General features: G+C 67.1%; 22 protein-coding genes. 4 read left to right on the top strand and 18 right to left on the bottom strand.

The window, feature by feature from the left end; translation table 11 throughout:
- Nucleotides 1-170 precede the first annotated feature (170 nt).
- On the bottom strand, nt 171-482 hold the full coding sequence (locus DIR46_RS17285; protein WP_109348056.1) for an H-NS histone family protein: 312 nt from the start codon (nt 480-482) through the stop codon (nt 171-173).
- Nucleotides 483-583: 101 nt separating this feature from the next.
- A complete protein-coding gene (locus DIR46_RS17280) occupies nt 584-1,678 on the bottom strand; it encodes an MraY family glycosyltransferase (protein WP_109346337.1) in 1,095 nt (364 codons plus the stop codon).
- Nucleotides 1,679-2,009: 331 nt separating this feature from the next.
- On the opposite strand from DIR46_RS17280, the gene DIR46_RS17275 reads away from it, so the two are divergent.
- Complete coding sequence (locus tag DIR46_RS17275; protein WP_109346336.1) at nt 2,010-2,858, top strand: symmetrical bis(5'-nucleosyl)-tetraphosphatase; 849 nt, start codon at nt 2,010-2,012, stop codon at nt 2,856-2,858.
- Here the strand turns inward: DIR46_RS17275 and DIR46_RS17270 are convergent.
- The 6 genes from DIR46_RS17270 to DIR46_RS17245 are packed head-to-tail and all read right to left on the bottom strand — an operon-like array spanning nt 2,855 to nt 7,441.
- Nucleotides 2,855-3,586 carry a lysophospholipid acyltransferase family protein gene (locus tag DIR46_RS17270; RefSeq protein WP_109346335.1) on the bottom strand — a complete coding sequence of 244 codons (732 nt, stop codon included), beginning with the start codon at nt 3,584-3,586 and terminating at the stop codon, nt 2,855-2,857. The two genes, DIR46_RS17275 and DIR46_RS17270, sit on opposite strands and share 4 nt — an antisense overlap.
- Nucleotides 3,587-3,642: 56 nt before the next feature.
- Complete coding sequence (locus DIR46_RS17265) at nt 3,643-4,926, bottom strand: dihydroorotase (protein WP_109346334.1); 1,284 nt, start codon at nt 4,924-4,926, stop codon at nt 3,643-3,645.
- Nucleotides 4,923-5,897, bottom strand: a complete 975-nt coding sequence (locus tag DIR46_RS17260) for an aspartate carbamoyltransferase catalytic subunit (RefSeq protein WP_109346333.1) — start codon at nt 5,895-5,897, stop codon at nt 4,923-4,925. The genes DIR46_RS17265 and DIR46_RS17260 overlap by 4 nt, the downstream gene beginning before the upstream one ends.
- Nucleotides 5,878-6,408, bottom strand: a complete 531-nt coding sequence (gene pyrR, locus DIR46_RS17255) for a bifunctional pyr operon transcriptional regulator/uracil phosphoribosyltransferase PyrR (RefSeq protein ID WP_109346332.1) — start codon at nt 6,406-6,408, stop codon at nt 5,878-5,880. The genes DIR46_RS17260 and pyrR overlap by 20 nt, the downstream gene beginning before the upstream one ends.
- Nucleotides 6,395-6,799, bottom strand: coding sequence for a Holliday junction resolvase RuvX (gene ruvX, locus DIR46_RS17250; protein WP_109348055.1), 405 nt, complete (start codon nt 6,797-6,799; stop codon nt 6,395-6,397). The genes pyrR and ruvX overlap by 14 nt, the downstream gene beginning before the upstream one ends.
- 27 nt (nt 6,800-6,826) lie before the next feature.
- Nucleotides 6,827-7,441, bottom strand: a complete 615-nt coding sequence (locus DIR46_RS17245) for a YqgE/AlgH family protein (RefSeq protein WP_109348054.1) — start codon at nt 7,439-7,441, stop codon at nt 6,827-6,829.
- Nucleotides 7,442-7,673: 232 nt separating this feature from the next.
- On the opposite strand from DIR46_RS17245, the gene DIR46_RS17240 reads away from it, so the two are divergent.
- Nucleotides 7,674-9,128, top strand: coding sequence for a cryptochrome/photolyase family protein (locus DIR46_RS17240; RefSeq protein WP_109346331.1), 1,455 nt, complete (start codon nt 7,674-7,676; stop codon nt 9,126-9,128).
- Here the strand turns inward: DIR46_RS17240 and DIR46_RS17235 are convergent.
- The 6 genes from DIR46_RS17235 to DIR46_RS17210 form a co-directional block, all read right to left on the bottom strand.
- On the bottom strand, nt 9,118-14,433 hold the full coding sequence (locus DIR46_RS17235; protein ID WP_109346330.1) for a hybrid sensor histidine kinase/response regulator: 5,316 nt from the start codon (nt 14,431-14,433) through the stop codon (nt 9,118-9,120). The genes DIR46_RS17240 and DIR46_RS17235 overlap by 11 nt on opposite strands.
- A gap of 7 nt (nt 14,434-14,440) precedes the next feature.
- On the bottom strand, nt 14,441-16,708 hold the full coding sequence (locus DIR46_RS17230) for a methyl-accepting chemotaxis protein (protein ID WP_109346329.1): 2,268 nt from the start codon (nt 16,706-16,708) through the stop codon (nt 14,441-14,443).
- Nucleotides 16,709-16,768: 60 nt separating this feature from the next.
- Entirely contained in the window at nt 16,769-17,314 is a 546-nt protein-coding gene (locus DIR46_RS17225; RefSeq protein WP_109346328.1) for a chemotaxis protein CheW, read from the bottom strand.
- Entirely contained in the window at nt 17,311-17,697 is a 387-nt protein-coding gene (locus DIR46_RS17220; RefSeq protein ID WP_109346327.1) for a response regulator, read from the bottom strand. Before DIR46_RS17220 ends, DIR46_RS17225 begins: the two co-directional genes overlap by 4 nt.
- A gap of 30 nt (nt 17,698-17,727) precedes the next feature.
- Complete coding sequence (locus DIR46_RS17215; RefSeq protein ID WP_109346326.1) at nt 17,728-18,123, bottom strand: response regulator; 396 nt, start codon at nt 18,121-18,123, stop codon at nt 17,728-17,730.
- 163 nt (nt 18,124-18,286) lie between these two features.
- Nucleotides 18,287-18,439: a rubredoxin gene (locus DIR46_RS17210; protein ID WP_040775196.1), complete on the bottom strand. Its 153-nt coding sequence runs from the start codon at nt 18,437-18,439 to the stop codon at nt 18,287-18,289.
- A 98-nt stretch (nt 18,440-18,537) separates the two neighbouring features.
- Here DIR46_RS17210 and thiD point away from each other — a divergent pair, with 98 nt between their 5' ends.
- The gene (gene thiD / locus DIR46_RS17205; protein ID WP_109346325.1) at nt 18,538-19,347 is read left to right on the top strand and encodes a bifunctional hydroxymethylpyrimidine kinase/phosphomethylpyrimidine kinase; all 810 of its coding nucleotides are present in this window, start codon (nt 18,538-18,540) and stop codon (nt 19,345-19,347) included.
- 46 nt (nt 19,348-19,393) lie between these two features.
- Nucleotides 19,394-20,692: a glutamate-1-semialdehyde 2,1-aminomutase gene (gene hemL / locus DIR46_RS17200; protein WP_109346324.1), complete on the top strand. Its 1,299-nt coding sequence runs from the start codon at nt 19,394-19,396 to the stop codon at nt 20,690-20,692.
- Nucleotides 20,693-20,749: 57 nt separating this feature from the next.
- On the opposite strand, the gene corA is transcribed toward hemL, so the two are convergent.
- The 4 genes from corA to DIR46_RS17180 all read right to left on the bottom strand — a co-directional run bounded on the left by corA (nt 20,750) and on the right by DIR46_RS17180 (nt 24,215).
- Entirely contained in the window at nt 20,750-21,715 is a 966-nt protein-coding gene (gene corA / locus DIR46_RS17195; protein ID WP_109346323.1) for a magnesium/cobalt transporter CorA, read from the bottom strand.
- Nucleotides 21,716-21,814: 99 nt separating this feature from the next.
- Nucleotides 21,815-22,531, bottom strand: a complete 717-nt coding sequence (gene mtgA / locus DIR46_RS17190; RefSeq protein WP_109346322.1) for a monofunctional biosynthetic peptidoglycan transglycosylase — start codon at nt 22,529-22,531, stop codon at nt 21,815-21,817.
- 2 nt (nt 22,532-22,533) lie between these two features.
- Nucleotides 22,534-23,361, bottom strand: coding sequence for a shikimate dehydrogenase (aroE, locus tag DIR46_RS17185; protein ID WP_109346321.1), 828 nt, complete (start codon nt 23,359-23,361; stop codon nt 22,534-22,536).
- Entirely contained in the window at nt 23,358-24,215 is an 858-nt protein-coding gene (locus tag DIR46_RS17180) for a TonB C-terminal domain-containing protein (RefSeq protein WP_109346320.1), read from the bottom strand. Before DIR46_RS17180 ends, aroE begins: the two co-directional genes overlap by 4 nt.
- Nucleotides 24,216-24,279 lie beyond the last annotated feature (64 nt).

Raw genomic sequence — 24,279 nt, 5'->3', positions numbered from 1 at the left:
CGGATGTTGGAGGAATGATAAAAAATTGCTTGCTATTGTACCGGCAAGCGCTGGCGCCGTGGGATCGGCGCGCGGAGATCGGGCGGCGTGAAATGCGTCCGGTGCCTGACGGAATGCTGCTTTCCGCCTGCGCTGCGGAAGTGAGGTTCCTTAGCGCAGGGGAAATGGAATCAGACGCGCAGATCGTCGATCGACTTGCCGCCTTCGACCCATTCCTTGACCCACTTCGGCTGGCGGCCGCGGCCGGTCCACTGCAGGTTGGAATCGTCCGGGTGGCGATAGCGCACGGCGACGGTGGCGCCTTTCGAACCGCGGCCGGTGGCGGCCATCAGGTCTTTCAGCGGCACGCCGACGCTTTGGGCGATGGCCAGGATTTGCTCGCGTGCTTTCTGCACTTCCTGGACTTCGCGCTTTTTCATCTCCTGCTTGATTTGTTCCTGCAGGTTGCGCAAATCGCCCAGCGACATATTCGACAGATCCATCATCATTCCTCGTTCGTTAAAGATTAAATGCAGATTCAGAAATTATTGATTCTAGTGAATTCTCACCAATTCTCGCAATATAATACATCAATAAACTGTGGCTAGTCTTTCTTGCTTAAAAAAAGCCAGCGCGGAGACTTGAATCGAACAATACGGCCATACAACCAGAGGTAACTGATTATGAACAACAAACAGAAGAACATCAGGGCCGTCGTGTTTTTCCAGAACACCGTTGCCGGTATCACCGCCAGCAGTGAAAACAGCCATAGATAAGGAGAAGTCCGCGCATTGCGCTTCATCAATGCGCGTGCTTCGCGCGGCCCCACCGTCCATTGCACGATGCGGCGGAATATCAAACTGTGCAGGTGAATACCATCCGGCATCGCCGGCGACTTACCGCGCACAAACATGCGGCGATAAGCGGAGAATATCGTTTCGAAAGCCGGATAAATCAGCAACAGCGCCGCATACCAGGTCGATACGCCGGGATTGCGCATCACCAGCAGCAGCGCCAGCTCGCCCAGCAGGAAACCGATGAAGTAGGCGCCGCCGTCGCCCAGGAAGATCAGCCCCACCGGATAGTTCCAGATCAGGAAGCCGGCGGTGGCGCCGGCCACGATCAGCGCCGCCACCAGCACGAACATATCGCCCACCTGCAGCGCCACGTAGGACAGCGACAGCAGCATGAAGATGCTGATCACGCCCGCCAGGCCATTGAAGCCGTCGATGATGTTGATGGCGTTGGCGATGCCCGCCACCGCCAGCATCGTCAGCGGCAGCACGATCCACAACGCCTCGATCGGCAGCACGGTCCACGGCAGGTCGAGCCGGCCGACGCGCGCGTCGAGCAGCCAGTAGCCGAGCGCCGCCGCGACCATCGTCAGCGCCAGCCGGCGCAATGGGGAAACGTGGCCGGTGTAATCCTCGGCGATGCCGCCGGCGAGCGCGATCGTGGCGCAGGCAATCAGGGTGGCGAGCCACGCCATCATTTGCGGCTCGCGCAGGATCGATATCCCGGACGCCACCACGACCGCGAGAAAAATCGGAATGCCGCCAATACGCGCGACCGCGTGCGAGTGCACTTTTTGCACGCCGCCAAAATCGCCATCGAGCCCCAGCCCATGTTTTCGCGCGGCCTTGATAACAAGCAGCGTCAGCAATGCGCAGGAAAGGAAGCTCACGAAAAACGAGAACATTTTTGTTTTCTTTCGATGCCTGTATGTGGAGCCTCGGGCAGCGGCGCCTGGCAAATGGAACGGCCAGTCCCCGCTATTCGCGGGGAAAAGCCGCGCAGTAAGCCGTATTCATTGTACCGGAATGGATGGGTATTTCCGGGCGCACGGTTTTACCATGCCCGCGGTGTTCGCTTGCAGTGTTGGAACCGAGTCAAAAAATGTCGATGCGCACGCATTTCGGACACGAGACAGGCGCGGGGAACCACAAGCGCCGGGCCGGCGACGGGGCCAGCGGGTAAAATCATTCAGCATCCGCAAAAACAACGACAGCTTCACCGGCCAATCCAAAAACATGAAAACCTATGCCATTGGCGACCTACAGGGCTGCGCACATGAAGCGCAACTGCTCCTGGACCGAATCTTCGAGACGGCAGGCCTCGATGCGCGCATCCTGTTCGTGGGAGACCTGATCAACCGCGGCCCCGATTCGCTCACCGCGCTGCGGCGCATGAAAGCGCTATCGGAATCGAGCGGCGGGCGCATCGACGCCCTGCTCGGCAACCACGACCTGCACCTGATCGCCGTCGCGGCCGGCGTCCAGCGCCTGAGCCGCTCCGACACGCTCGACGACATCCTGGCCGCGCCCGACCGCGACGAATTGATCGCCTGGCTGCGCCAGCGCCCGCTGGCGATGTTCGTCGACGCCCACCTGCTGGTGCACGCCGGCGTGGCGCCCCAATGGGATGCGCGCCAGACCATGGCGCTGGCCGGAGAAGTCGAAGCCGCGCTGCGCGGCGACGGCTGGATCGATTTTTTGAGCGCGATGTACGGCAACCAACCGGACCGCTGGGACGACGGCCTGGAGGGCATCGACCGCCTGCGCTGCATCGTCAACGCCCTCACCCGCATGCGCCTGTGCGCGCCCGACGGCACGATGGACTTCAAGCACAAGGAAAGCGACGCCGGCCCGGCCGGCTCCGGCCTGCTGCCCTGGTTCGACCTGCCGCAGCGCGGCACCCAGGACGTGACGGTGGTGTTCGGCCACTGGTCGGCGCTGGGCCTGGTGCAGCGGCCGAACCTGATCGGCCTCGATAGCGGCTGCGTGTGGGGCGGCAAGCTGACGGCGGTGTGCCTGGACGATCGCACGCTGTTGCAGGTGGACTGTCCCGAGTACCGGGAACACGGCGGCAAGAAGCGCTAGACCCTCACGGCGGCCGCCACCGCCTCCTGGGCCGCCAGCGCCAGCTCGCGCCGGTGCGCGCCGCTGCTGTCGAGCGGCGCCAGGCAGGCCAGGCGCGCCGTCACCGGCGGGCCCTGCAGTATCCTGAACAGGCTGTCGACGAAGGTGGTGTCGCCGATGTACTCGATCGACGGATGATGCCGGCCAGCGGCGTCGACATAGGCCAGCGCATACGGCTGCACCGGCACGCCGGCATCGATCGCGGCCTCGAACAGGTTGGCGTGGAAGGGCAGCACCGCGCCCTGCAGGCCGGTCGTCCCTTCCGGGAACAGGGCAACCCTTTCCCCTTGCTGCAGCACCTCGACCAGTCCCTTGAACACGTGGCGCAGCTCGCGCCGGTTGCCGCGCGCGATGAACACGGTGCCGGCGCCGGCCGCCAGCCAGCCCATCACCGGCCACGAGCGGATCTCGGCCTTGGCCACGAAGCGGCACGGGTCGAGGGCGTTGATGACGAAGATGTCGAGCCAGGATACGTGGTTGGCGACGACCAGCGCGTGTTCCAGCGCGGGGACGCCGCCGCGATGCTCGACCTCGACCCGGCACAGGCGCAGCAGGCGGCGCGACCAGGCGCGCGTGAGGCGCATGCGCGAGCGGGACGAAGCGAAGGGAAACACCAGCGCGCAGGTCGCCAGGCCCTCGCACAGGTGGACGACGACGCGCGCGAGGCGCCAGGCTAGGCGGATCTTCAAGATAGTAAAACCGGTGAGGACGGCGGCTTCATGGCAAGCCCGCCGTCCCGGGTGGATCAGCGCTGGTACGCCACGCGGCCGCGCACGATGGTGGCCTTGACCTGTCCGGCCAGCTCATAGCCGAGGAAAGGCGTGTGCTTGCCCTGGCTGGCCAGGGTCTTGCCCTCGACCTTCCAGCGCGCGTTCGGATCGAACAGCACCACGTCGGCCGCGGCGCCGACGCCCAGGGTGCCTGCCGGCAGGCCGGCGATGCGGGCCGCGTCATGCGTGATGCGGCCGAGCGCCACGGCCAGTGCCTTATCTGCATCCTGCTGGTCCTCGGCCCACTTGAGCGTGAGGCTGAGCAGCAGTTCCAGGCCGGTGGCGCCGGGCGAAGCTTCGCCGAACGGCAGCAGCTTCTCGTCGTCGTCGACCGGGGTATGGTCGGAGCAGACCGCGTCCACGGTGCCGTCCAGCACCGCCGCACGGATCGCGTCGCGGTCGCGCTGCGAGCGCAGCGGCGGGGTCAGGCGCGCGTTGGAGTCGAAGAAGCCGATGTCGGCGTCGGTCATGTGCAGATGGTGCACGCCGACGTCGACGCTGACGTCCAGGCCTTCTTTCTTGGCGGCCTTGACCAGCTCCAGGCCGGCGGCGGACGAGATGCGGCACAGGTGCACGCGCGCGCCGGTGGCGCGCATCAGTTCGAAGATCGTGTGCAGCGCGATGGTCTCGGACATCACCGGCACGCCCGACAGGCCCAGGCGCGAAGCCAGCGGTCCGCTGTGGGCCACGCCGCCGCGGCCGATGTGGGCGTCCTGCGGACGCAGCCACACGGTGTAGCCGAAGGTTTTCGCATACTGCATGGCGCGCAGCAGCACGGTGGTGTCGAGGATCGGTTCCTCGGCCTGAGCGAAGCCGATGCAGCCGGCTTCGGTGAGTTCGGCCATCTCGGTCAGCGCCTGGCCCTTCAGGCCCACGGTCAGCGCGCCCAGCGGGTGCACATTGGCCTGGTCGAGCATGCGCGCGCGGTGCTTGAGCATCTCGACCAGGCCCGGCTCGTCGAGCACCGGATCGGTGTCGGGCGGGCACACCAGCGTGGTCACGCCGCCCTGCATCGCGGCCTGCAGCTCGGATTCGAGCGTTGCCTTGTATTCGTAGCCCGGCTCGCGCAGGCGCGCCGACAGGTCGACCAGGCCGGGGGCGACCACCAGGCCGGCCGCATCGATGGTCTGGTCGGCGGTAAAGCCCGCGGGCGCGGCGCCGAGCGCCGCGATCTTGCCGTCGACGATGAACAGGTCTTGCGCTGCGTCGATGCCGTTCGCCGGGTCGATCACTCGCCCGTTCTTGATATGAAGTTTCATGCGTGGGTTCCTGCCAAAATGCTCATCACCGCCATCCGTACCGCGATCCCGAAAGTCACCTGCGGCAGGATCACCGCCTGGGCGCCGTCCGCCACCGCCGAGTCGATCTCGACGCCGCGGTTCATCGGGCCCGGGTGCATCACGATCGCGTCCGGTTTCGCCAGCGCCAGGCGCTCCGGCGTCAGGCCATAGCTCTTGAAGTATTCCTGGGCCGAGGGCAGCAGCGCGCCGCTCATGCGCTCGTTCTGCAGGCGCAGCATGATGATGACGTCGACGTCCTTCAGGCCTTCTTCCATGTTGGTGAAGGTGCGCACGCCCATCTGATCCAGACCACCCGGCAGCAGCGTGTGCGGACCGATGGCGCGCACTTCGGGCACGCCCAGCGTGGTCAGCGCGTGGATGTCCGAACGCGCCACGCGGCTGTGCAGGATGTCGCCGACGATGGCCACGCGCAGGTTGGTGAAGTCCTTCTTGTAGTGCCGGATCGTGTACATGTCCAGCAGGCCCTGGGTCGGGTGGGCGTGGCGGCCGTCGCCGGCGTTGACCACGTGCACGTCGGAGCGGGTGCGGTTCAGGTGCTGGGCGATCATGTAGGGCGCGCCCGATTGCGCGTGGCGCACCACGAACATGTCGGCGTGCATCGCCGCCAGGTTGTCGATGGTGTCGAGCAGCGACTCGCCCTTGGTGGTCGACGAGGCCTGGATGTTCAGGTTGATGACGTCGGCCGACAGGCGCTTCGAGGCGATCTCGAAGGTGGTGCGGGTGCGCGTCGAGTTTTCGAAGAACAGGTTGAACACGCTCTTGCCGCGCATGAGCGGGACTTTCTTGACTTCGCGGTCGGAGATGCCGACGAAGCTCGATGCGGTGTCGAGGATGTGGTCGATGTGCGACTTCTTGAGTCCCTCGATGGTGAGCAGGTGTTGCAGCTCGCCGTTCTTGTTCAGTTGCGGATTATTGTGCAGGGTCGGCATTGTCTTCTTCGATGGTCAGCGAGAGTTGGCCTGTTTCGTCGCGCTGCAGGCACAGCGACTGGTTTGCCGCGAGCGACGCGCGGGTGCCGACGAAATCGGCCGCCACCGGCAGCTCGCGCCCGCCGCGGTCGGCCAGCGCGGCCAGCTTGATGCAGCTTGGCCGGCCGTAGTCGAACAGCACGTTGATCGCGGCGCGCGTGGTGCGGCCGGTCTGCAGCACGTCGTCGACCAGCACGACCGTCGCGCCGTCGACGGGGAAGCGGATGTGGGTCGGCTTCACGTCGGGGTGCAGGCCCTTGCGCGCATAGTCGTCGCGGTAGAACGACACGTCGATCGAGCCCAGGCGGGCGGTGAGATCGAGGTCGCGCGCCAGCCGCTCGGCCAGCCAGGCGCCGCCGGAATGAATGCCGACGATGGCGGCGTCGGGCACGCCGTCCAGGCCCGCGCGGACCTGGGCCAGCAGCTCGCGGTAGAGCGCCTCGGCATCTAAATCAAGGTTAGTTGTGGACATAAGGTTGAGCAAATGAGTCAAAGTATTGCTGCAAAATAATGGCAGCCGCCTTGTCGTCGATGACTTCGCCGCGTTTCGACGCGATCACGGCCGACGAATAGCGCTCGTCGACCAGCTCGACCGGCAGGTTGAAGCGGCCATGCAATTGGTTGGCGAAGCGGCGGCTGCGCAGGGTCATGTCGTGCTCGGCGCCGTCGGGATGGCGCGGCTCGCCCACCACCAGGCGCGCCGGGCGCCACTCGGCGATCAGCTCGCCGATGATCTTGAAGCGGGTGGCGTTGTCGATGGCGGCGATGACGCGCAGCGGCTGCGCCTGCCCGGTCAGGGTGTTGCCCATGGCGATGCCGATCCGCTTGACGCCGAAGTCGAAGCCGAGAACGATATCCACCATCATGCGTCGCGGTGCAGGTACAACGAACTACGCATGGCCGGCTTCGGTGGCGAGCATGAAGGGATCGATCCCCAGCAGTTTGATGGCGGCGTTGTAGCGCTCCTCGATCGGCAGGTCGAACAGCACGCGCGCGTCGGCGCCCACCGTCAGCCAGCCGTTGCGCGAGATTTCTTCTTCGAGCTGGCCGGGGCTCCAGCCGGCGTAGCCGATCGAAACCAGCATGCGCGCGGGGCCGCCGCCGCTGGCGACGGCTTCGAGCACGTCGATCGAGGTCGTGAAGGAGACGTCGTCGGTGACGTTGAGGGACGAGGAATAGCGCCCGCCAGGCGAGTGCAGCACGAAGCCGCGGTCGTCCTGGACCGGCCCGCCGAACATGATCGGCTCGTCCACCACGGTCGCGCGCAGGCCTTCGGCCAGCTTCAGGTCGACGCGGTCGAACAGGGTTTCCATCGTCATGTCGGTCGGCTTGTTGATGACCACGCCCAGCACGCCCTTGTCGTTGTGCTCGCAGACATAGACGACGGTGCCGCCGAAGATCGGATCCTGGATCGATGGCATGGCGATCAGGAAGTGGTTCGCAAGGTTGAGCCCGGATGCTGCCGGACCGGCCTTGGCGAGCCCTTCATCCTGCTCCCGGGGCATGCCGGGCATCGGTAGAGTTTTGCCAACTTTGCTTTTTTTCATACGGATACTCTCAAAAGGCGCACTCTTGCGTTAAAACATGATCGACTGCCAACGTTCTGCAGCACAACGTTACGCTTTTCCCTAGTTTACACCCATTTGGCCGGAGCACCCCCGGAAGCATCACGACACGCACGCCACGGTCCGATCCTAGACAGTAAAATCTGCTCCCACCTTGACCACGCACACAGCAATGAATTTGAGCAAATCTTTAGTCTGGTTCCGGCGCGACCTGCGCGCATTCGACCACGCCGCCCTCCACCATGCCTTGCGCAGTTCGCAACAGGTGTTTTGCGTCTTCGTCTATGACACCGAGATTCTCGACGGCTTGCCGCGCGACGATCGGCGCCTGCGTTTCATTCACGCCAGCCTGGCCAGCCTGGATGAGGAATTGCGTCGTCTTGGAGGCTACCTCATCGTGCGCCACGGCAGCGCCCGGGATGAGGTGGCGGCGTTGGCGAACGCACTCGATGTTGACGCAGTGCATGCTTGCACCGACTATGAACCGCTGGCGATCGCGCGCGATGACGAGGTGGCCCAGCTGCTGGCGGGGCAAGGCCGCGCCTTCCATGCGTACAAGGACCAGGTCATCTTCGAGAAGGAGGAAGTGCTGACCCTGGCGGGCCAGCCATTCTCGGTCTTCACCCCCTACAAGAACGCCTGGCTCAAGCGGCTGGCGGCGCGTCCCGACACGCTGGCGGCGTATCCGGTCGATGCCTATGCGCATGCGTTCGCGCCGCCTGCATCATCATCTGCCCTGCCTTCGCTGGAAGACATCGGCTTCGAGTCCGGCGAACCGCCGCTGCCGACCGGGATGGAAGGCGCCGAAGCGCTGTTCGAGGCCTTCGTGGAAGACATCGCCGACTACGGCCGCGCGCGCGATTTCCCGGCCGAGGATGGCACGTCGAGGTTATCGGCGCATCTGCGCTTCGGCACCACCTCGATCCGCCATTTGGTGCGCACGGCCCAGCAATTGATGCTGTCTGGCGCCGGCGGCGACGGCGCCTCGGTATGGCTGTCCGAACTCATCTGGCGCGATTTCTATGCGATGGTGCTGGCGCAGAACCCGCACGTGGTCGAGCGCTCCTTCAAGCCGGCCTTCGACGCGGTGCGGTGGGACGAAGGGCCCGAAGCCGATGCGTTGTTCGCCGCCTGGTGCGAAGGCCGCACCGGCTATCCGCTGGTCGATGCGGCCATGGTGCAGCTGAACACGACCGGCTTCATGCACAACCGGCTGCGCATGGTGACGGCCAGTTTTCTCACCAAGGACCTCGGCATCGATTGGCGCCGCGGCGAGCGCTATTTCGCGCTGAAGCTGAACGACTACGAGATGGCCTCGAACAACGGCGGCTGGCAGTGGGCGGCGTCGACCGGCTGCGATGCCCAGCCATGGTTCAGGATCTTCAATCCGGTGACGCAGTCGACGCGCTTCGACGCGCGCGGGGAATTCATCCGGCGCTACCTGCCGCAACTGGGCAAGCTGGATGCGAAGCAGATCCACGCGCCCTGGCAGGTAGAAGCGGAAGCGCTGACCGAACGCGGCGTGGTGCTGGGTGAGAATTATCCGGCGCCGGTCGTGGACCACGACGCGGCGCGCAAGCGTACGCTCGAGCGCTTCGCCGTGGTCAAAAAAGACGTCAGCGCTTGAGCAGCTCTTCGATCGCCGCCAGCAGCACCGGCTCCTGGTACGGCTTGCCGTAATAGGCATTCACGCCCAGCCCCATCGCCACGTTGCGGTGCTTGTCCGCCGTGCGCGAAGTGATCATGACGATCGGGATGTCCTTGGTCGCCTCGTTGCCGCGCACATTGCGGGTCAGGTCGAAGCCGTCCATGCGCGGCATCTCGATATCGACCAGCATCAGGTCGGGCGCGCCCTGTCCAATGAGTTCGAGCGCCTCGACGCCGTCCTTGGCCAGCTGCACGCGATAGCCTTCGCGCTCCAGCAGGCGCTGGGTCACGCGGCGCACCGTGAGCGAGTCGTCGACCACCATCACGGTCGGGAGCCGCACCTGGCGCGCCACTTCCTTCTTCACCTGCGCGGCAGCCTGCGGCTGCTGCGCCAGCGCCAGCGGATCGAGAATCAACACGATCTCGCCCGAGCCCAGCACCGTCGCGCCGGCGATGCCCGGCACCCGCGACAGCTGCGGGCCGATGTTCTTGACCACCACCTCGCGGTTGCCCAGCACCTCGTCCACGCGCAGCGCGATGCGGCTGGCGCCGCCGTTCAGCACCAGCACCGGCGTCGAGCGCTGGCCCGCCGTCCGCGCATCCTCGTCTTCGCCCAGCAACCCGGGCAGCGCATGCAGCGCCAGGGTTTCGCCGGCCAGCGCGATGCTGCCGGCCTCGATCGCCGCCGCCAGGTCCGGCGCGCGCACCTGCTCCACCCGCTCGACCAGGGTCGACGGCACCGCATGCGTGCGCCCGCCGGCGGTCACCAGCACCACCTGGGCCACAGCGAGCGTCAACGGCAGCGTGATCGTGAAGCGCGCGCCCTGTCCCGGTTCGGACACGACGGCCACGCGTCCGCCCAGCGCCTGGGCCTCGGAGCGCACCACGTCCATGCCGACGCCACGGCCGGCCAGCTCGGTCAGCGTGTCCGCCGTCGAGAAGCCCGGCTCGAAGATCAGTTCCGTCACCTCCTGGTCGGAGGCGTCTTCGCCGCCCTCCAGCAGGCCGATGGCCTGCGCCTTGGCGCGGATGCGCTCCAGGTCCAGGCCGGCGCCGTCGTCGCCGAACAGGATCATGACTTCGTTGCCGTGCTGGCTGACCTGCACCAGCAATTCTCCCGTCTCCGCCTTGCCCGCTTCCTGGCGCGCCGCGCGCGGCTCGATGCCGTGCACGATCGCATTCCTCAGCAGATGCTCGAAGGGCGCGGCCATCTGTTCCAGCACGCCGCGATCGATCTCCACGGCGCCGCCGCGGATGTCGAGGTTGACGCGCTTGTCGGTTTCCTTGGCGGTCTGGCGCGCAACGCGGAACAGCCGTTCCGCCAGGCTCGCGAACGGCACCATCCGCACCCGCATCAGGTCGCGCTGCAGGTCGCGCGTCATGCGCGCCTGGCTGGCCAGTTCCTCGTTGGCGCCGTCGAGCGCGCGCGCCAGGCTTTCCTGGAACGAGGCGACGTCGTCGACGCTCTCGGCCAGCATGCGCGTGAGTTCCTGCAGACGCGTGAAGCGGTCGAATTCGAGCGGATCGAATTCGCGCTCGCCCGAGATCGACAGCTTCGATGCGATCTGCGATTCGGCCTGCATCTCGATCTCGCGCAGCTGGCGCCGCAGGCGCGCCACGTTGTCCGAGAAGTCGCCCAGCGAACCCTTGAGCGCGCCCATCTGGTTTTCCAGGCGCGAGCGCGTGATCGACACCTCGCCGGCCTGGTTCACCACGCGGTCGAGGATGTCGGCGCGCACCCGCACCAGCGGCGAACGGGCAGGCTCGGCGGGTGGCGGCGTGTGCGCCTGCTCCGGCGCCGACGCGGCTTCGGCCTGGACCGGTTGCTGCAACTGCTCGAACAGCAGCATCGCCGCGTCGTAGTTGGCCAGCAGCTCGTCGAAGGCGGTGGCCGGCAAGGTGGACGTGCCGGCGTGGACCATGTTCTCGATCTGGGTTTCCAGCTCGTGCGCGTGCTGGCCCAGGCGCATCGCGCCGGCCATGCGCGCGCTGCCCTTGACCGTGTGCAGGTCGCGCTGCATGCCCTGCGCGATCGCGGTATTGGTCGGCGCCGAGCGCCACTGGCGCAGGTCGTGGCCGATGCGCGGCAACAGGTCCGCGGCTTCTTCCAGGAACACCGGCAGCAGGTCCGGGTCGATCTCGTCGGCATAGCTGGCGCCGACCAGCCCGACTTCCGGTTCGGGCTCCGTTTCGGGCTCGGATTCCTGCACCGCCTCGGCCAGCACCGCTTCGTCCGGGGTGACGGCCACGAAATCCGCAACGGGCGCGGCAACGGGCGCGGTAGCCGGCGCGCTAGCCGGCGCGGCATCCTGCGCCTGCGGGGCCGCCTGGTCGAGTTCCGGCGCGGCGAAGGCGTCGTCGAGGAAGGAGTCGAACAGGTCGTCGATGTCGTCCTTCACGGCCGGCTTCGGCGGGGCCTCCGGCGCCTGGCGCGCTTCGAATGCGGGGCGCGCGACCAGCAACTGCTCGTAGGCGGCCGCGAACAGCGCGTCGAGCTGGCTGGCCAGGGCCGGATCGGCCTCGCCGTACAAGGCCGCCGCCTGCTGGCTGGCCAGGCGCTCGCGCAGCGCCGCCAATTGTTCCGCCAGGTCGGGCTGGCTCGGGGCCAGCTCGCCCAGGGTGAACACCTGCAGCATGGTGCGCATGCGCGACAGGGTCGAATCGAACAGGTCGCACTGGCCGTCTTCGAGCTTCGCGCCCGGCGCCGCCAGCTTCTCGAGCGTCGTCTCCAGCTCGTGCGCGAGGTCGCGCAGGGCGCCGTAGCCGACCGTGGCCGAGGTGCCGGACAGCGTGTGCGCGGCCGTGACCGCGTCCTGCAATGCGTTCTTGTCCAAACCGCTGCGCAGCGCATCCAACGCCTGTTCCAGGTTGGCGCACAGCGTCTCGGTTTCGCTCAGGTAGACGTCGTGCAAGGCCTGCGGAATGGCCAGGTCGCCGACGCGCTTCACGCCATCGTCGCCGGGCATGGCCAGCGGGTCGTCGAGCAGCGGAATATCGTCGAGCGCCGGCGCTTCGATGATGTCGTCCAGCACCAAAGGCTCCTCGCCCGGTGGCTCGAACGTGAGCGGTTCGAACGTCAGCGGTTCGAACGGCCCGCCCTCCTGCACCCGCGCGGCAGCCTCGATCAGCGCCGCGCCATCCCGGGCGGGCAGGTGGCCGGCGGCCAGCTCGGCCACCCAGGCATCGAGTTCGGCATAGGCATGGGCCAGCAGGGCCAGCAGGTCGGCGGTGGCCGAGCGGCCGTCGGCCAGCCACACGTTCATCACGCGTTCGATGGCGGCGGCGGTGGCGGCGAAGGCCTCCAGGTCCACCATGCGGCTGCTGCCCTTGAGCGTATGGAAGGCGCGGCGCAGCTGGGTCAGGATTTCCTGGTTGGACGGCTCGTCGGCCGCGCGCGGCAGGGTCTCGACCACGAAGGCCAGCACTTCCTGCGCCTCGGCGATGAAGATGCCGAGCAGTTCGGCGTCGACGCCGTCCGCGGTCTCCGCTGCCGGCGCCTCCGCCGGCTCCGCCGCCGGCGCGGCCTCGGCCGGCGCCTCGACGAACTCGAACGGCAGCTCGCGCAGCAGCAGCTTGTCGAGGTCGAAGGTGAAGCGACCACGCGCGGCCTCGCTGTCCTGGGCCAGCAGGTCGGCGAAGAAACCGAGCGCGCCGATGTTCTGGGCGATGTTGTGCAGCGACGCGTGCTGGCTGGTCACGTCGGCATCGCTGGCGGCCAAAGCGCGCACCGCTTCCTCGACGTGGCGCACGGCCAGCACCGCCTGGTCCTGGTCGAGGATGGCGAACGCCCCCTGCAGCTGGTGCAGGATCGGCGCCGCCTGTCCGAGCACCTGGCGCTTCGAGGGGTCGTCGTAGTAGTCGTCGAGCAGCTTCTCGATCTGGCGCAGGCCTGCCTTGACCTCGTTCGCCAGCACGGCCACGGTCTGGCCCTGCTGGATCTGGCGCGCCAGCTCGCCCTGCCAGTGCGGGGCGTCGGGCGGCGTCTCGCCGGCGGCCAGCGCCAGCAGGCGCGCGCCGACGGCTTCGGCATTCTCCGAGAAATCGGCGGGCAACTGACGCAGCTGGTCCAGGCCGTTCTCGACGAACAGCATGGCGGCCGCCATCTCGAGTCCGAACTGGTCGTCGCGGCCCGACTGCACCGAGTCGCTGGCCGCGCGGCCCAGTTCGCGCAACAGCTGGGCCAGCGCGGGGGCGCCCAGTTTTTCGCTGGCGCCCGCCAGGCGCGCCAGCGCGTCGTTGAAGTCGTGTTCGACTTCGGCGTCCGGCTCGCCCTCGGCGGCGATGCGGTCCCAGTCCGACTTGGTGCGCGCCAGCGCTTCGCGCGCCTCCTGCAGGGCTTGCGGGTCGAGCTTGCCGTAGCGGCGCTCGGCATAATCGGGCGGCACGGCGCCGTCCAGGCCCAGGGCCCCGCGCAATGCGGCGGCTTCCTCGCCCGGCGCGCGCGCGGCGGCGATGAAGAACAATGCGTCGCGCAGCATCGCTTCCGGCGCGTCCGTCTCGCCCTTGGCCAGGCGCCGCAATTGCATGTTGATCTGGCCAAACAGCTGTTTGAACAATAGGGTAACCTGCAGATCGCTCTCGACCTGGCCGTCCGCCACCACGGTGGCGAAGGCATGCATCGCTTGCCAGAACAGGCGCGCGCGCGGATCCTGCTGGACCGCGGGAATCGGCGCGATCGCCGCAGCCAGGTCGGCGGCATGCGCCCGGCGGCCAGGGTCGGCATCGGCCTTCAGGTAGGACAGCAGCGCTTTCTCGAAACGCGCACGGCAGGCCGCGATGTCGGCCTCGCCCAGCGCGCCCGGCGCAGGCAACTCGGGCAGCGTGGACAGGTCGAGCGGCATCAGGTCGGAGGGATGCACCTTGCGCTCGCCCTGGCGCTCGACCATGTCGCGGTAATACGGGAACAGGCGCGCCGGCTGTTGCGGCATGCCGGCCAGCAGTTCGTCGAGGTATTCGCCGAGCGCCCCGAAGGCGTCGAGCACCACCTGCACGCTATCCACGGTGCATGGTAGTTCCCCGTTCTTGAAGCCATCGAGCACCGCCTCGGCCGCGCCGGTGTACACCCCGACACCCTCGACGTCGACCAGCTGCAGGGCGCCGTGCGCCTGGTGCAGGTGGGTCTTGGCGTGCAGCAGCAGGGTCGGCTGGGCCTCCGGCGAACGCCCGGCGGCCTCGCGCAAGGAGGTGGACGCGCGCGCCAGGGCATCGCGAATTTCGCCGATGACCCAGGACAGCGGGCCGGTGTCGAAGCTGGGACGATTCAAGGTCGGACTCGGAGTAGCCATGGGCCGTTCAGGATACCACGCGGAAGCGCGACACCGAATCCTTGAGCTCCTGGGCCAGGGTGGCCAGTTCATGAATCGACTGCGCGGTCTGGCGCGTTCCCTGCTGCGTATGTTCGGTCACCGACAGGATTTCCTGCATCTTGTCGGCCACGCCAGTGGCCTTGGTGGCCTGGCGCTCGGTGGCGTTCGACATGTCCCCGATCAGTTCACCGAGGCGGTTCGACACGCGCGAGATGTCCAACAGCGCGGCGCCGGCGGCGTCCGACAGGCGCGCGCCCTCGACCACGCCCTGGGTCGATTTTTCCATGGCCGCCACCGCGTCATGGGTGTCGGTCTGGATGGTGCGCACCAGCGCGCCGATCTGCTTGGCCGCCTCGCCCGAGCGTTCCGCCAGGCGCTGCACCTCTTCCGCCACCACGGAGAAGCCGCGACCGGCCTCGCCGGCCGATGCGGCCTGGATCGCGGCGTTCAGCGCCAGCACGTTGGTCTGCTCGGTAATGTCCGAGATCAGCTCGGTGATCTCGCCGATCTCCTGCGAGGATTCGCCCAGGCGCTTGATGCGCTTCGAGGTTTCCTGGATCTGCTCGCGGATCTCCTGCATGCCTTCGATCGCGTTCTGCACCGCGGTCGCGCCCTGCTCCGCCGCCGCCACCGACTGGCGCGCCACGCTGGCCGATTCGAGGGCCGAACGCGACACGTCGGTGATCAGGCCGGCCAGTTTCATCGTGGTGCTGGACGCTTCCTGGATCTCGCGCGACTGGCGCTCGGCCGCGCCCAGCAGCTCGGTCGAGACCTGCTGCGCGCCGTTCGAGGCGCGCGCCACCTGCTCCGAAGTCTTGATGACGCGCACCACCAGTTCGCGCAATTCCTCGACCGTGTAGTTGACCGAGTCGGCGATCGCGCCGGTGATGTCTTCCGACACCGTGGCCTGCACCGTCAGGTCGCCGTCCGCCACTTCTTGCAGCTCGTTCATCAGGCGCAGGATCGCGGCCTGGTTCTGGTCGTTGGTGGCCTTGGCTTCTTCTTCCTTGGCCTGGGCCAGCTGGCGCATCGCTTCCGCTTCGCGGCGGCGCTCGTCGGCGGCGCGCGCGCGGGAGGCGGCGTCCTGCAGCATGGCACGCGAGATGCCCAGCGCCGCCACCAGGGTGAACAGGGCGGCGCCGACCGTCAGCCAGAACCAGCCGCTGGTGCCGGCCTGGTCGCTTTGGTAATCGTGGTGCAACTCCGCCAGCATGACGCGCAGCTGTTCGCTGTCGCGCGAGATCACGCGCTCGGCGGCGCGCGCGCTGGCGTAGTTGGTCAGGTTGCCCAGCAGCGGGGTGATGGTCTTGACATACTCGTCGAAGCTGTCACGGGTGCGCGCCAGGCGCATGCGCTGTTCGAGGTCGGTCAGCGGCGCCAGGCCCAGCTTGCCGCCGCCATCGAGCAGGCCGTCGATGATCGCGCTCAGCGACTCGATGTCGCCCATGATGTAGGTCACCGCGTTCTGGGCCGAGCCCGGGGTGGTGAAGGTCTGGGTGCCGGCCGACAGGCGCTGGGCCAGCGACTGCATGCTCAGCGCCGCCACCTGGCGCCGGGCGTCGCTCGACGCGTCCTTTTGCAGGCGCTCGGCGATCGCGGTCAGCTCTGGCCCCACCTCTTCGTACTGGCGCAGGCTGACGCCGAAGGCCAGCAGGTTGCGCTTGTTGGCGATGATGTTGGCGGCAGCCTTGGACGAGGCGTTCCACAGCACGATCGCCTTTTGCAGGCGCTCGGCGCGCGGGCCGCTGGCGGCCGGGATGCGGCCAGTCGGCGACTGGCCGCCGCGCGCCAGCAGGTCCAGTTCGCGGCCCAGCTGGGTGCGGCTGTCCTCGAGCTGGTCGAAGGCGGCGGCGTCGCCGCGCAGCGCGATCGGCGCCGCCTTGGCGAAACGCTGGGAGTGCATCACGGCGTCGCCGGTCACCTGGCTCTGGCCGGCCAGGCGGGCATCGATCGCCGAATTCTGCCAGGCCGCCAGCATGGTCAGCAGCACGCCGCCCACAAAAGCGCCGAGCAGCAGGTTCAGGCGGCCGGGCTGGAACTGCCCGCCGATCGGGACGGCGCGCAGGTCGTCGGCGCTTTCCGCCGCCAGCGCCTCGGTCGCGCTGCGGCTGCGAAAGCCACCGAGCCGGCGCGCGGCCGCGGCGGCCGACCCGCCGCCGTCGGGGTCCAGCGGGGACTCGCCGGGCATGGCCGCATCGATGGCGGCATCACCCTTGGCGAAAAAATTCGTGGTCAGTTTCGAAGCGAATCCCATTGCTGCTCCCTGTTTCCTGCTGTGAGTGTGGTTGTTGTAGCGTGCAAGTTAGCCTGCGAGTTAGCCTGCAACCCGCAGGAAACGCTCTTCCCGCACCAGCGCCGCGAGCGACAGCGGCGTCCATGTGTTGCCGTCGGCGTCGCGCAGGGCGTCGCCCGCGCGTTCCATCGCGCTGGCCTGGCGCAATCCGAAAACGTTCGAGGCCAGCAAGGCGCAGTTGAAGCCGAGCTGCGGAGCGAACACCACCAGGCGCGGCGTCGCGGGACCATCGGGCGCGGCTTCCTCGCCCAGGTAGCGCGCCAGGTCGATCACGCCCAGCAGGCTGCCGCGCACATTGGCCAGGCCCAGGTACCAGGGCTGGGTCAGCGGGACGGCGGTCAGGGGCGCGGGCGCGACGATTTCGCCGACCTCGAGCAGGTCGACCAGGTAGCGCGTGCCGCCGATCGCCAGGCCCAGCTGGCCGGCGCCGCCGCCGCCGCCCGCTTTGGCGGCCTGCATCTTTTCCAGCAGCTGTTCCTGGTACTGGCGCAGGCGGGTACGGCGCGCCGCGGGATCGCGCCGGCCGCCCTCGTCGCTCTCCTTGCCCGCCTCCGCCACGCCGGTCATGCGTTCACGCCGCCGGCGGTCGCCATGGCCGCGATGCTGGCCAGCAGGCGCTCGGGATCGACCGGCTTGACCAGGTAATCCTTCGCGCCCTGGCGCAGGCCCCAGATACGGTCGGTTTCCTGGTTCTTGCTGCTGCAGATGATGACCGGCAGCGCCGCCAGCTCCGGGTCGCGCGCGATGGCGCGCGTCACCTGGAAGCCGTTGGAGCCCGGCATGACCACATCCATGAGGATCAGTTCGGGGCGTTCGGCGCGGATGCGCTCGATCGCTTCGTCGCCATTCACGGCGGTGCTGACGGCGAAGCCGTTCTTCACCAGGATGTCGGTCAGGTACAGGCGTTCGGTCGGGGAATCGTCGACGATGAGGATCTTGTTGATGGCCACTTACGGCTCCGGCTCGGTAGAAAGGTCGGGTCAGGCCTGGGGCATGGCGTGCTCGCGCACCGCCGCCAGCAGGCTGTCTTTGGTAAAGGGTTTGGTGAGATAGGCGCTGGCGCCGACCATCGCGCCGCGCGCGCGGTCGAACAGGCCGTCCTTGGACGACAGCATCAGGACCGGCGTCGCGCGAAAGCGCGCGCTCTTCTTGATCAGCGCGCAGGTCTGGTAACCGTCCAGGCGCGGCATCAGGATGTCGCAGAACACCAGCGCCGGATGATGGTCGTTGATCTTGGCCAGGGCGTCGAAGCCGTCGTCGGCCAACACCACCTGGTAACCGGCCTGGTTCAGGAAAATCTCGGCGGAGCGGCGGATCGTGCTGCTGTCGTCGATCACCATGATGGTCAGGGCCGGGGATTGCGGCGATGTCGTCATTTTCGTTTCACTTCGGCTTGAAGCGCCACGATAGCACAGCGCATCTTTCTTGTGCGCAAAGTGTTGCAGCGAGTCAACTACTGCGTAACATGGCATCCCGAGAGTGGACGAGATGCCATTATCAAGCTGATCACACTGTGATCATTCTTGCATGTTGGCTGTTTCAGATTGCCGTCATTTCGAAGTCGTCCTTGCGCGCGCCGCATTCCGGACAGGTCCAGTTCATCGGGACGTCGGCCCAGCGCGTGCCGGGAGCGATGCCATCGTCGGGCGCACCGACAGCCTCGTCATAGACCCAGCCACAAATCAGGCACATCCAGGTCTGGAAAGGCGCGGTGGATTCGGTACTCACAGTATTGGTCCTTGTATCTAGTAAAATGTGGAATCGGAATCCGGCATCTTAATCTACCCGACGTGCAAAACCAAACGTTCCCCCTCATCCTGAGCTTCGGCGTCTGCGATCCGGTCGGCGCCATCGGCGTGCAGGCGGATTGCGCCGCGTTCGCCGCCCTCGGATGCCACGGGCTGTCGGCCATCGCCGGCCTGCTGGTGTCGGACAGTGCACGCATCGAAAATATGTATGAGCTCGACAGCGACTGGATGGCCGAGCAGGCGCGCACCTTGCTGGAAGACATGCCGATCGCCGCCTTCAAGGTCGGCGCCGTCGGCTCGGCCCTGCACCTGGCCGCGATCGCCGAGATCGTGTCCGACTACCCGGACGCGCCGCTGGTCCTCGATCCCTTCCTGTCGGCCCTGCCCGACGCCGGCCTGGGCGACGAGGAAATGCTGTCCGCGCTGCGCTCGATCCTGACGCCGCAGGCCACCGCCCTGATCCTGTCCCAGTCCGAACTGGGCCGCATGGCCGAGCTGTGGCGCGATGGCGCCGACGGCAAGGACGGCGACCTGGAAGAAGACGTGGCCGAACTCACATCGAGCGGCCTGCATTACGTGCTGGTGACCGGCAGCCGCGACGAACAAGGCGCCTGCTCGAACCGCCTGTACGACGCCGGCGGCGAAGTCGCGCGGGTCGAATGGCAGCACCTGCCCGGCCCCTTCCTGGGCGCCGGCAACACCTATTCGGCCGCCTTCACCGCCTGCCTGGCGCGCGGCATGGACGCGCCGCAGGCGCTGGTCCTGGCCCAGGAATACACCACCGGCGCGCTCGAGCATGCGCAGCGCTTCGGCATGGGCAAGTTCATTCCCAGTAAATTCTTCCGCCCCTAGGCGTTCTGCGCCGGGACGGGTTCTTTTCAATCACGAAGCAGCTATCATGACCACTGAACAATCCACCTCGCGCAACGACACCCTGTTCGCCCGCGCCCAGCAATCGACGCCCGGCGGCGTCAACTCGCCGGTGCGCGCCTTCCGCTCGGTGGGCGGCACCCCGCGCTTCATCGAGCGCGCCAAGGGCCCGCATTTCTGGGACGCCGACGGCAAGCGCTATATCGACTACATCGGCTCCTGGGGCCCGGCCATCCTGGGCCACGCCAGGTCCGAAGTGGTCGAGGCGGTGCAGGCCGCTGCTGCCAACGGCCTGTCCTTCGGCGCGCCGACCGAAGGCGAGATCGAGATCGCCGAAGAGATCTGCCGCCTGCTGCCGTCGATCGAACAGGTGCGCCTGGTCTCGTCCGGCACCGAGGCGACCATGAGCGCGCTGCGCCTGGCGCGCGGCGCCACCGGCCGCGACAAGATCGTCAAGTTCGAAGGCTGCTACCACGGCCACGCCGATTCGCTGCTGGTGAAGGCCGGCAGCGGCCTGCTGACCTTCGGCAACCCGACCTCGGCCGGCGTGCCGGAAGACTTCGTCAAGCACACCCTGGTGCTCGACTATAACAACGTCCCGCAACTGGAAGACGCCTTCGCCTCGATGGGCGACACCATCGCCTGCGTGATCGTGGAGCCGGTGGCCGGCAATATGAACCTGATCCGCGCCACCCCGGAATTCCTGCAGCGCATGCGCGAACTGTGCACCGAACATGGCGCGGTGCTGATCTTCGACGAGGTGATGTGCGGCTTCCGCGTGGGCCTCGAAGGCGCGCAAGGCATGTACGGCATCACCCCCGACCTGACCGCGCTGGGCAAGGTGATCGGCGGCGGCATGCCGGTGGCGGCCTTCGGCGGGCGCGCGGACCTGATGCAGAAAATGGCCCCGATCGGCCCGGTGTACCAGGCCGGCACGCTGTCGGGCAATCCGGTGGCGGTGGCGGCCGGCATGACCACCCTGAAGCTGATCCAGGAAGAAGGTTTTTATGAAAAGCTGACCGCGACCGCGGATCGGCTGGTGACTGGCCTGACCGCCGCCGCCCAGGAAGCCGGCATCGACTTCTGCGGCGACTCGGTGGGCGGCATGTTCGGTTTCTACTTCTCGAAGGACGTGCCGTCCAGCTATAGCGAGATGATGGCGGGCGACAAGGAGCGTTTCAACCGCTTCTTCCACGGCATGCTGGAAGAAGGCGTGTATTTTGCGCCGGCCATGTTCGAAGCGGGGTTTGTGTCGATCCAGCACGATGATGCCGTGATCGATGCCACGATCGAGGCGGCGCGGCGGGTGTTCAAGCGGATCGGCTGAGAACGCTTCAACGCTAAAAAACACGGCGCACCGAGGTGCGCCGTTTTCATTGCCGCTTCACTTCAACCATCCTCGCCGCCGGAAGTACAACAGCGGCGCCACAGCGCTGGCCGCCATCAGGGCGATCGCGAACGGATAGCCGAAACGCCAGTTCAGTTCCGGCATCAGGGCGAAGTTCATGCCGTACAGGCTGGCGATCAGGGTCGGCGGCAGGAAGGCGACCGAGGCCACCGAGAAGATCTTGATGATCTTGTTCTGGTTGATGTTGATGAAGCCGACGGTGGCGTCCATCAGGAAGTTCACCTTGTCGAACAGGAAGGACGTGTGGCCGTCGAGCGACTCGATGTCGCGCAGGATCTGGCGCGCTTCCTCGAACTGGTCGGAGTTGAGCAGCCGGCCGCGCATCAGGAAGCTGACCGCGCGCCGGGTGTCCATCATATTGCGGCGGATGCGGCCGTTCAAGTCTTCCTCGTGCGCGATGGCGTTCAGCGCGGCGGCGGCGTCATTGTCGGTGAATTCCTTCTGCAGCACCCGGGTCGAGACTTCCTCCAGGCTTTCGTAGATGCCTTCCAGCGCGTCGGCCGAATACTCGGCGTCGGTCGCGTACAGGTCGAGCAGCACGTCCATATAGTCTTCGATCGAGCCGGGCCGCGAACGCGCGCGCATGCGCACCAGGCGGAACACGGGCAAATCGTCGTTATGGACCGAGAACAGGATTTTGCCGGACAGGATGAAGGCCACCGTGATCACCCGCGACGGGCCGTCTTCTTCTTCGAGCAAAAAGTCGGTGCGCAGGTGCAGGTCGCCGTTTTCGGCCTCGTAGTAGCGCGCCGAGGCTTCGATGTCCTGGACTTCGTCCTCGCCCGGCAAGATGACGCCATATTTGGACTTGACCCAGGTGCGCTCTTCTTCGTCCGGATCGGTCAGGTCGACCCACACCGGCGCGACGTTTTCCAGGTCTTGCCGGGAAGCGATCGTTGCCTGGTTCAGGCGGCCATTCTGGAGGACAAATACGTTGATCATGCGCGGGTCTCGTTCGCTATTTTCTGGCCGGGTGAGAAAAATTAGCGCAAGTGTAACCGTTCGCCGTGCACTGAGCCAACTCAGTAACGACATTTCGCGTCAAGGCACCTCGGCGAAACGCATCTGGCGCAGGATGGCGTTGGTGCGCCGTTCCAGGTAATTGGTCGAGCGGTGCTTGTCGTAATAGCGCGGATTGGGCAGCATCACCGCCAGCCGGGCGGCCTGGGCCTGGGTCAGGTTGGCCGCCGAGGTCTTGTAGTAGTAACGCGCCGCCGCCTCGGCGCCGAACACGCCGCGGCCGAATTCGACCACGTTCAGGTAGAGCTCGAGGATGCGCTCCTTGCTCATCACCGTCTCGAGCATGAAGGCGATCACCATTTCCTGTCCCTTGCGCACATAGCTGCGCGAGCCGGACAGGAACAGGTTCTTGGCCAGCTGCTGGGTGATGGTCGAGCCGCCGCCGACCACCTTGCTGCGCCGGTTGTTGCGCTCGTAGGCGCGTTCGATCGCTTCCCAGTCCACGCCGCCGTGGACGCTGAAGTTGGCGTCTTCCGAGGCCACCACCGCGCGCTTCAGGTTGCGCGAGATGCGCTCGTACGGCACCCACTGGTGCTTGAGGGTCGCGTTCGGATTCTTTTCGCGCAGCTGGGACAGCTGCTCGCGCATGAAGCTGGTCGAGCCGGGGTTGAACTGCGCATACCAGCACACCATCGCAAAGAAATACAACTGGACCAGCAGCACCAGCAGCAGCGGGGCCAAAAAAATCCACTTGATCCAGCGGCGCCGCGTCGGCGCGGCCTTGCGCGACCTGGCCATGGTCAGCCCGCCTGGCGCATCGCGGCCAGCACGGCGCCGGTCTCCGGCCGCACGCCGCGCCACAGCAGGAAGGCTTCGGCCGCCTGCTCGACCAGCATGCCCAGGCCGTCGCGCACATCGGCGCCATGGCGCGCGGCGAATGTCATGAACACGGTCGGCTCCTTCCCGTACATCATGTCCAGCGCCAGCACGCCGGGGCCGAATACCGCCGCCGGCACGGGCGGCACGTCGGCCGCCAGGCTGGCCGAGGTGGCGTTGATGACCACGTCGAAGCCGCCCTCCACGTCCTGGAAACCGCTCACCGCCAGCCGGTGGGCATGCGCCGCGAAGTCGGCCGCCAGCCGTTCGGCCGTCGCCAGCGTGCGGTTGGCGATGACGATCTGGCGCGGGTCTTCGCTCAAGAGCGGCAGCAGCGCGCCGCGCGCGGCGCCGCCGGCGCCCAGCAAGAGGATGCGCTTGCCGGCCAGCGGCACGCCGGCATTGCGCACGATGTCGGCCACCAGGCCGGGGCCGTCGGTGTTGTCGCCGACGATCTCGCCCTGGTCGAACATCAGCGTGTTGACGGCGCCGGCGGCCTGGGCGCGCGGCGCCAGCCGGGTCGCCAGCCGCGCCGCGTCGAGCTTGAACGGCAGCGTGACGTTGGCGCCCCGATAACCTTCGGCGACCAGGCGCCGCACCGTCGCCTCGAAGCCGTCGGGCGGCGCCAGGCAGCGTTCATACGCCAGATCCTGGCCGGTCTGCAGCGCGTAGGCGGCGTGAATCTGCGGGGATTTGCTGTGGGCGATCGGATTGCCGATGACGCAGTATTGATCGGTCACGGGGCGGCTCATTTGGCGGCTTCTCCAAGGGTTGCCTGCATCTTGTCCTCACGGGTGAAACGGAATCGGGTGAACACTTCCCACAGGTCGTCCTTGCCCTGGGTGCGCATATTGGCCGGGAAGGCGCCGAACGGGGCCGAGCGACGCACGATCTCGAGCGCCGCCTTGTCGAGGGCCGGGTTGCCCGAGCTGCGCTCGACGCGCGGGCCGCCATCGCCCAGGTACAGGGTGCCGTCCTGGAACACGGGGATGTAGACCACCAGGTCGCCATACAGCTTGCGGCCGGCCTGTTGCGGGAAGTTCAGCGTGCCGACTTCCTCGATGCGCTTCTGCATCGCCTTGTAGTACAGCGCATAGCCGACCTGGCGCGTGCTGGGCGTGATTTGCGTGCGCTTGGGGCGGCGGTTTTCTTCCTCGATACGCTCGAAGATCTCGGCGCTGGTGCGCGAGATGGCGCGCGTGGTGTCGAGGTTGTCGGCGCCCTGGCGGGTCGGATCGGGCTTGTCGCGCTCGGTGACCGGCGGCGCGGTGAAATCGCCGCCGCTGCGGGCGCGCGTCAGCACGTTCTGCTGCAGCCGCTCCAATTCGGCAATGCGCCGCTGCAGGGCCTTGATGCTGTCGCCATCCTCGACCTTGCGCAGGTCGGGCAGCGGCGACTTGGCGCGGCCCGCCTCGGCCGTGCCGCCGCCATCCAGGTTGGCCTGGGCCAGCGCATCGGCCCTGGCTGGCGCCCGGTCGTGCTTGGCATTGACCAGCACCACTTCCAGCCCGGGATCGGCCGGCTGGTGGCGGAACGCCTCCGGCGCGGCGAACCGCAGCGCCAGCAGCCCGGCGTGGGCTGCCACCGATACGGCCAGGGCGATCATCAGGGGACGGTTTTCGAGAAAGGACTTCACGCGCTACGGGTGGCCTGGTGGGGCAATTGAATCA

Source organism: Massilia oculi, from assembly GCF_003143515.1.
Lineage (GTDB): Bacteria > Pseudomonadota > Gammaproteobacteria > Burkholderiales > Burkholderiaceae_D > Telluria > Telluria oculi.
This window is presented reverse-complemented; position numbering and strand designations above follow the sequence as displayed.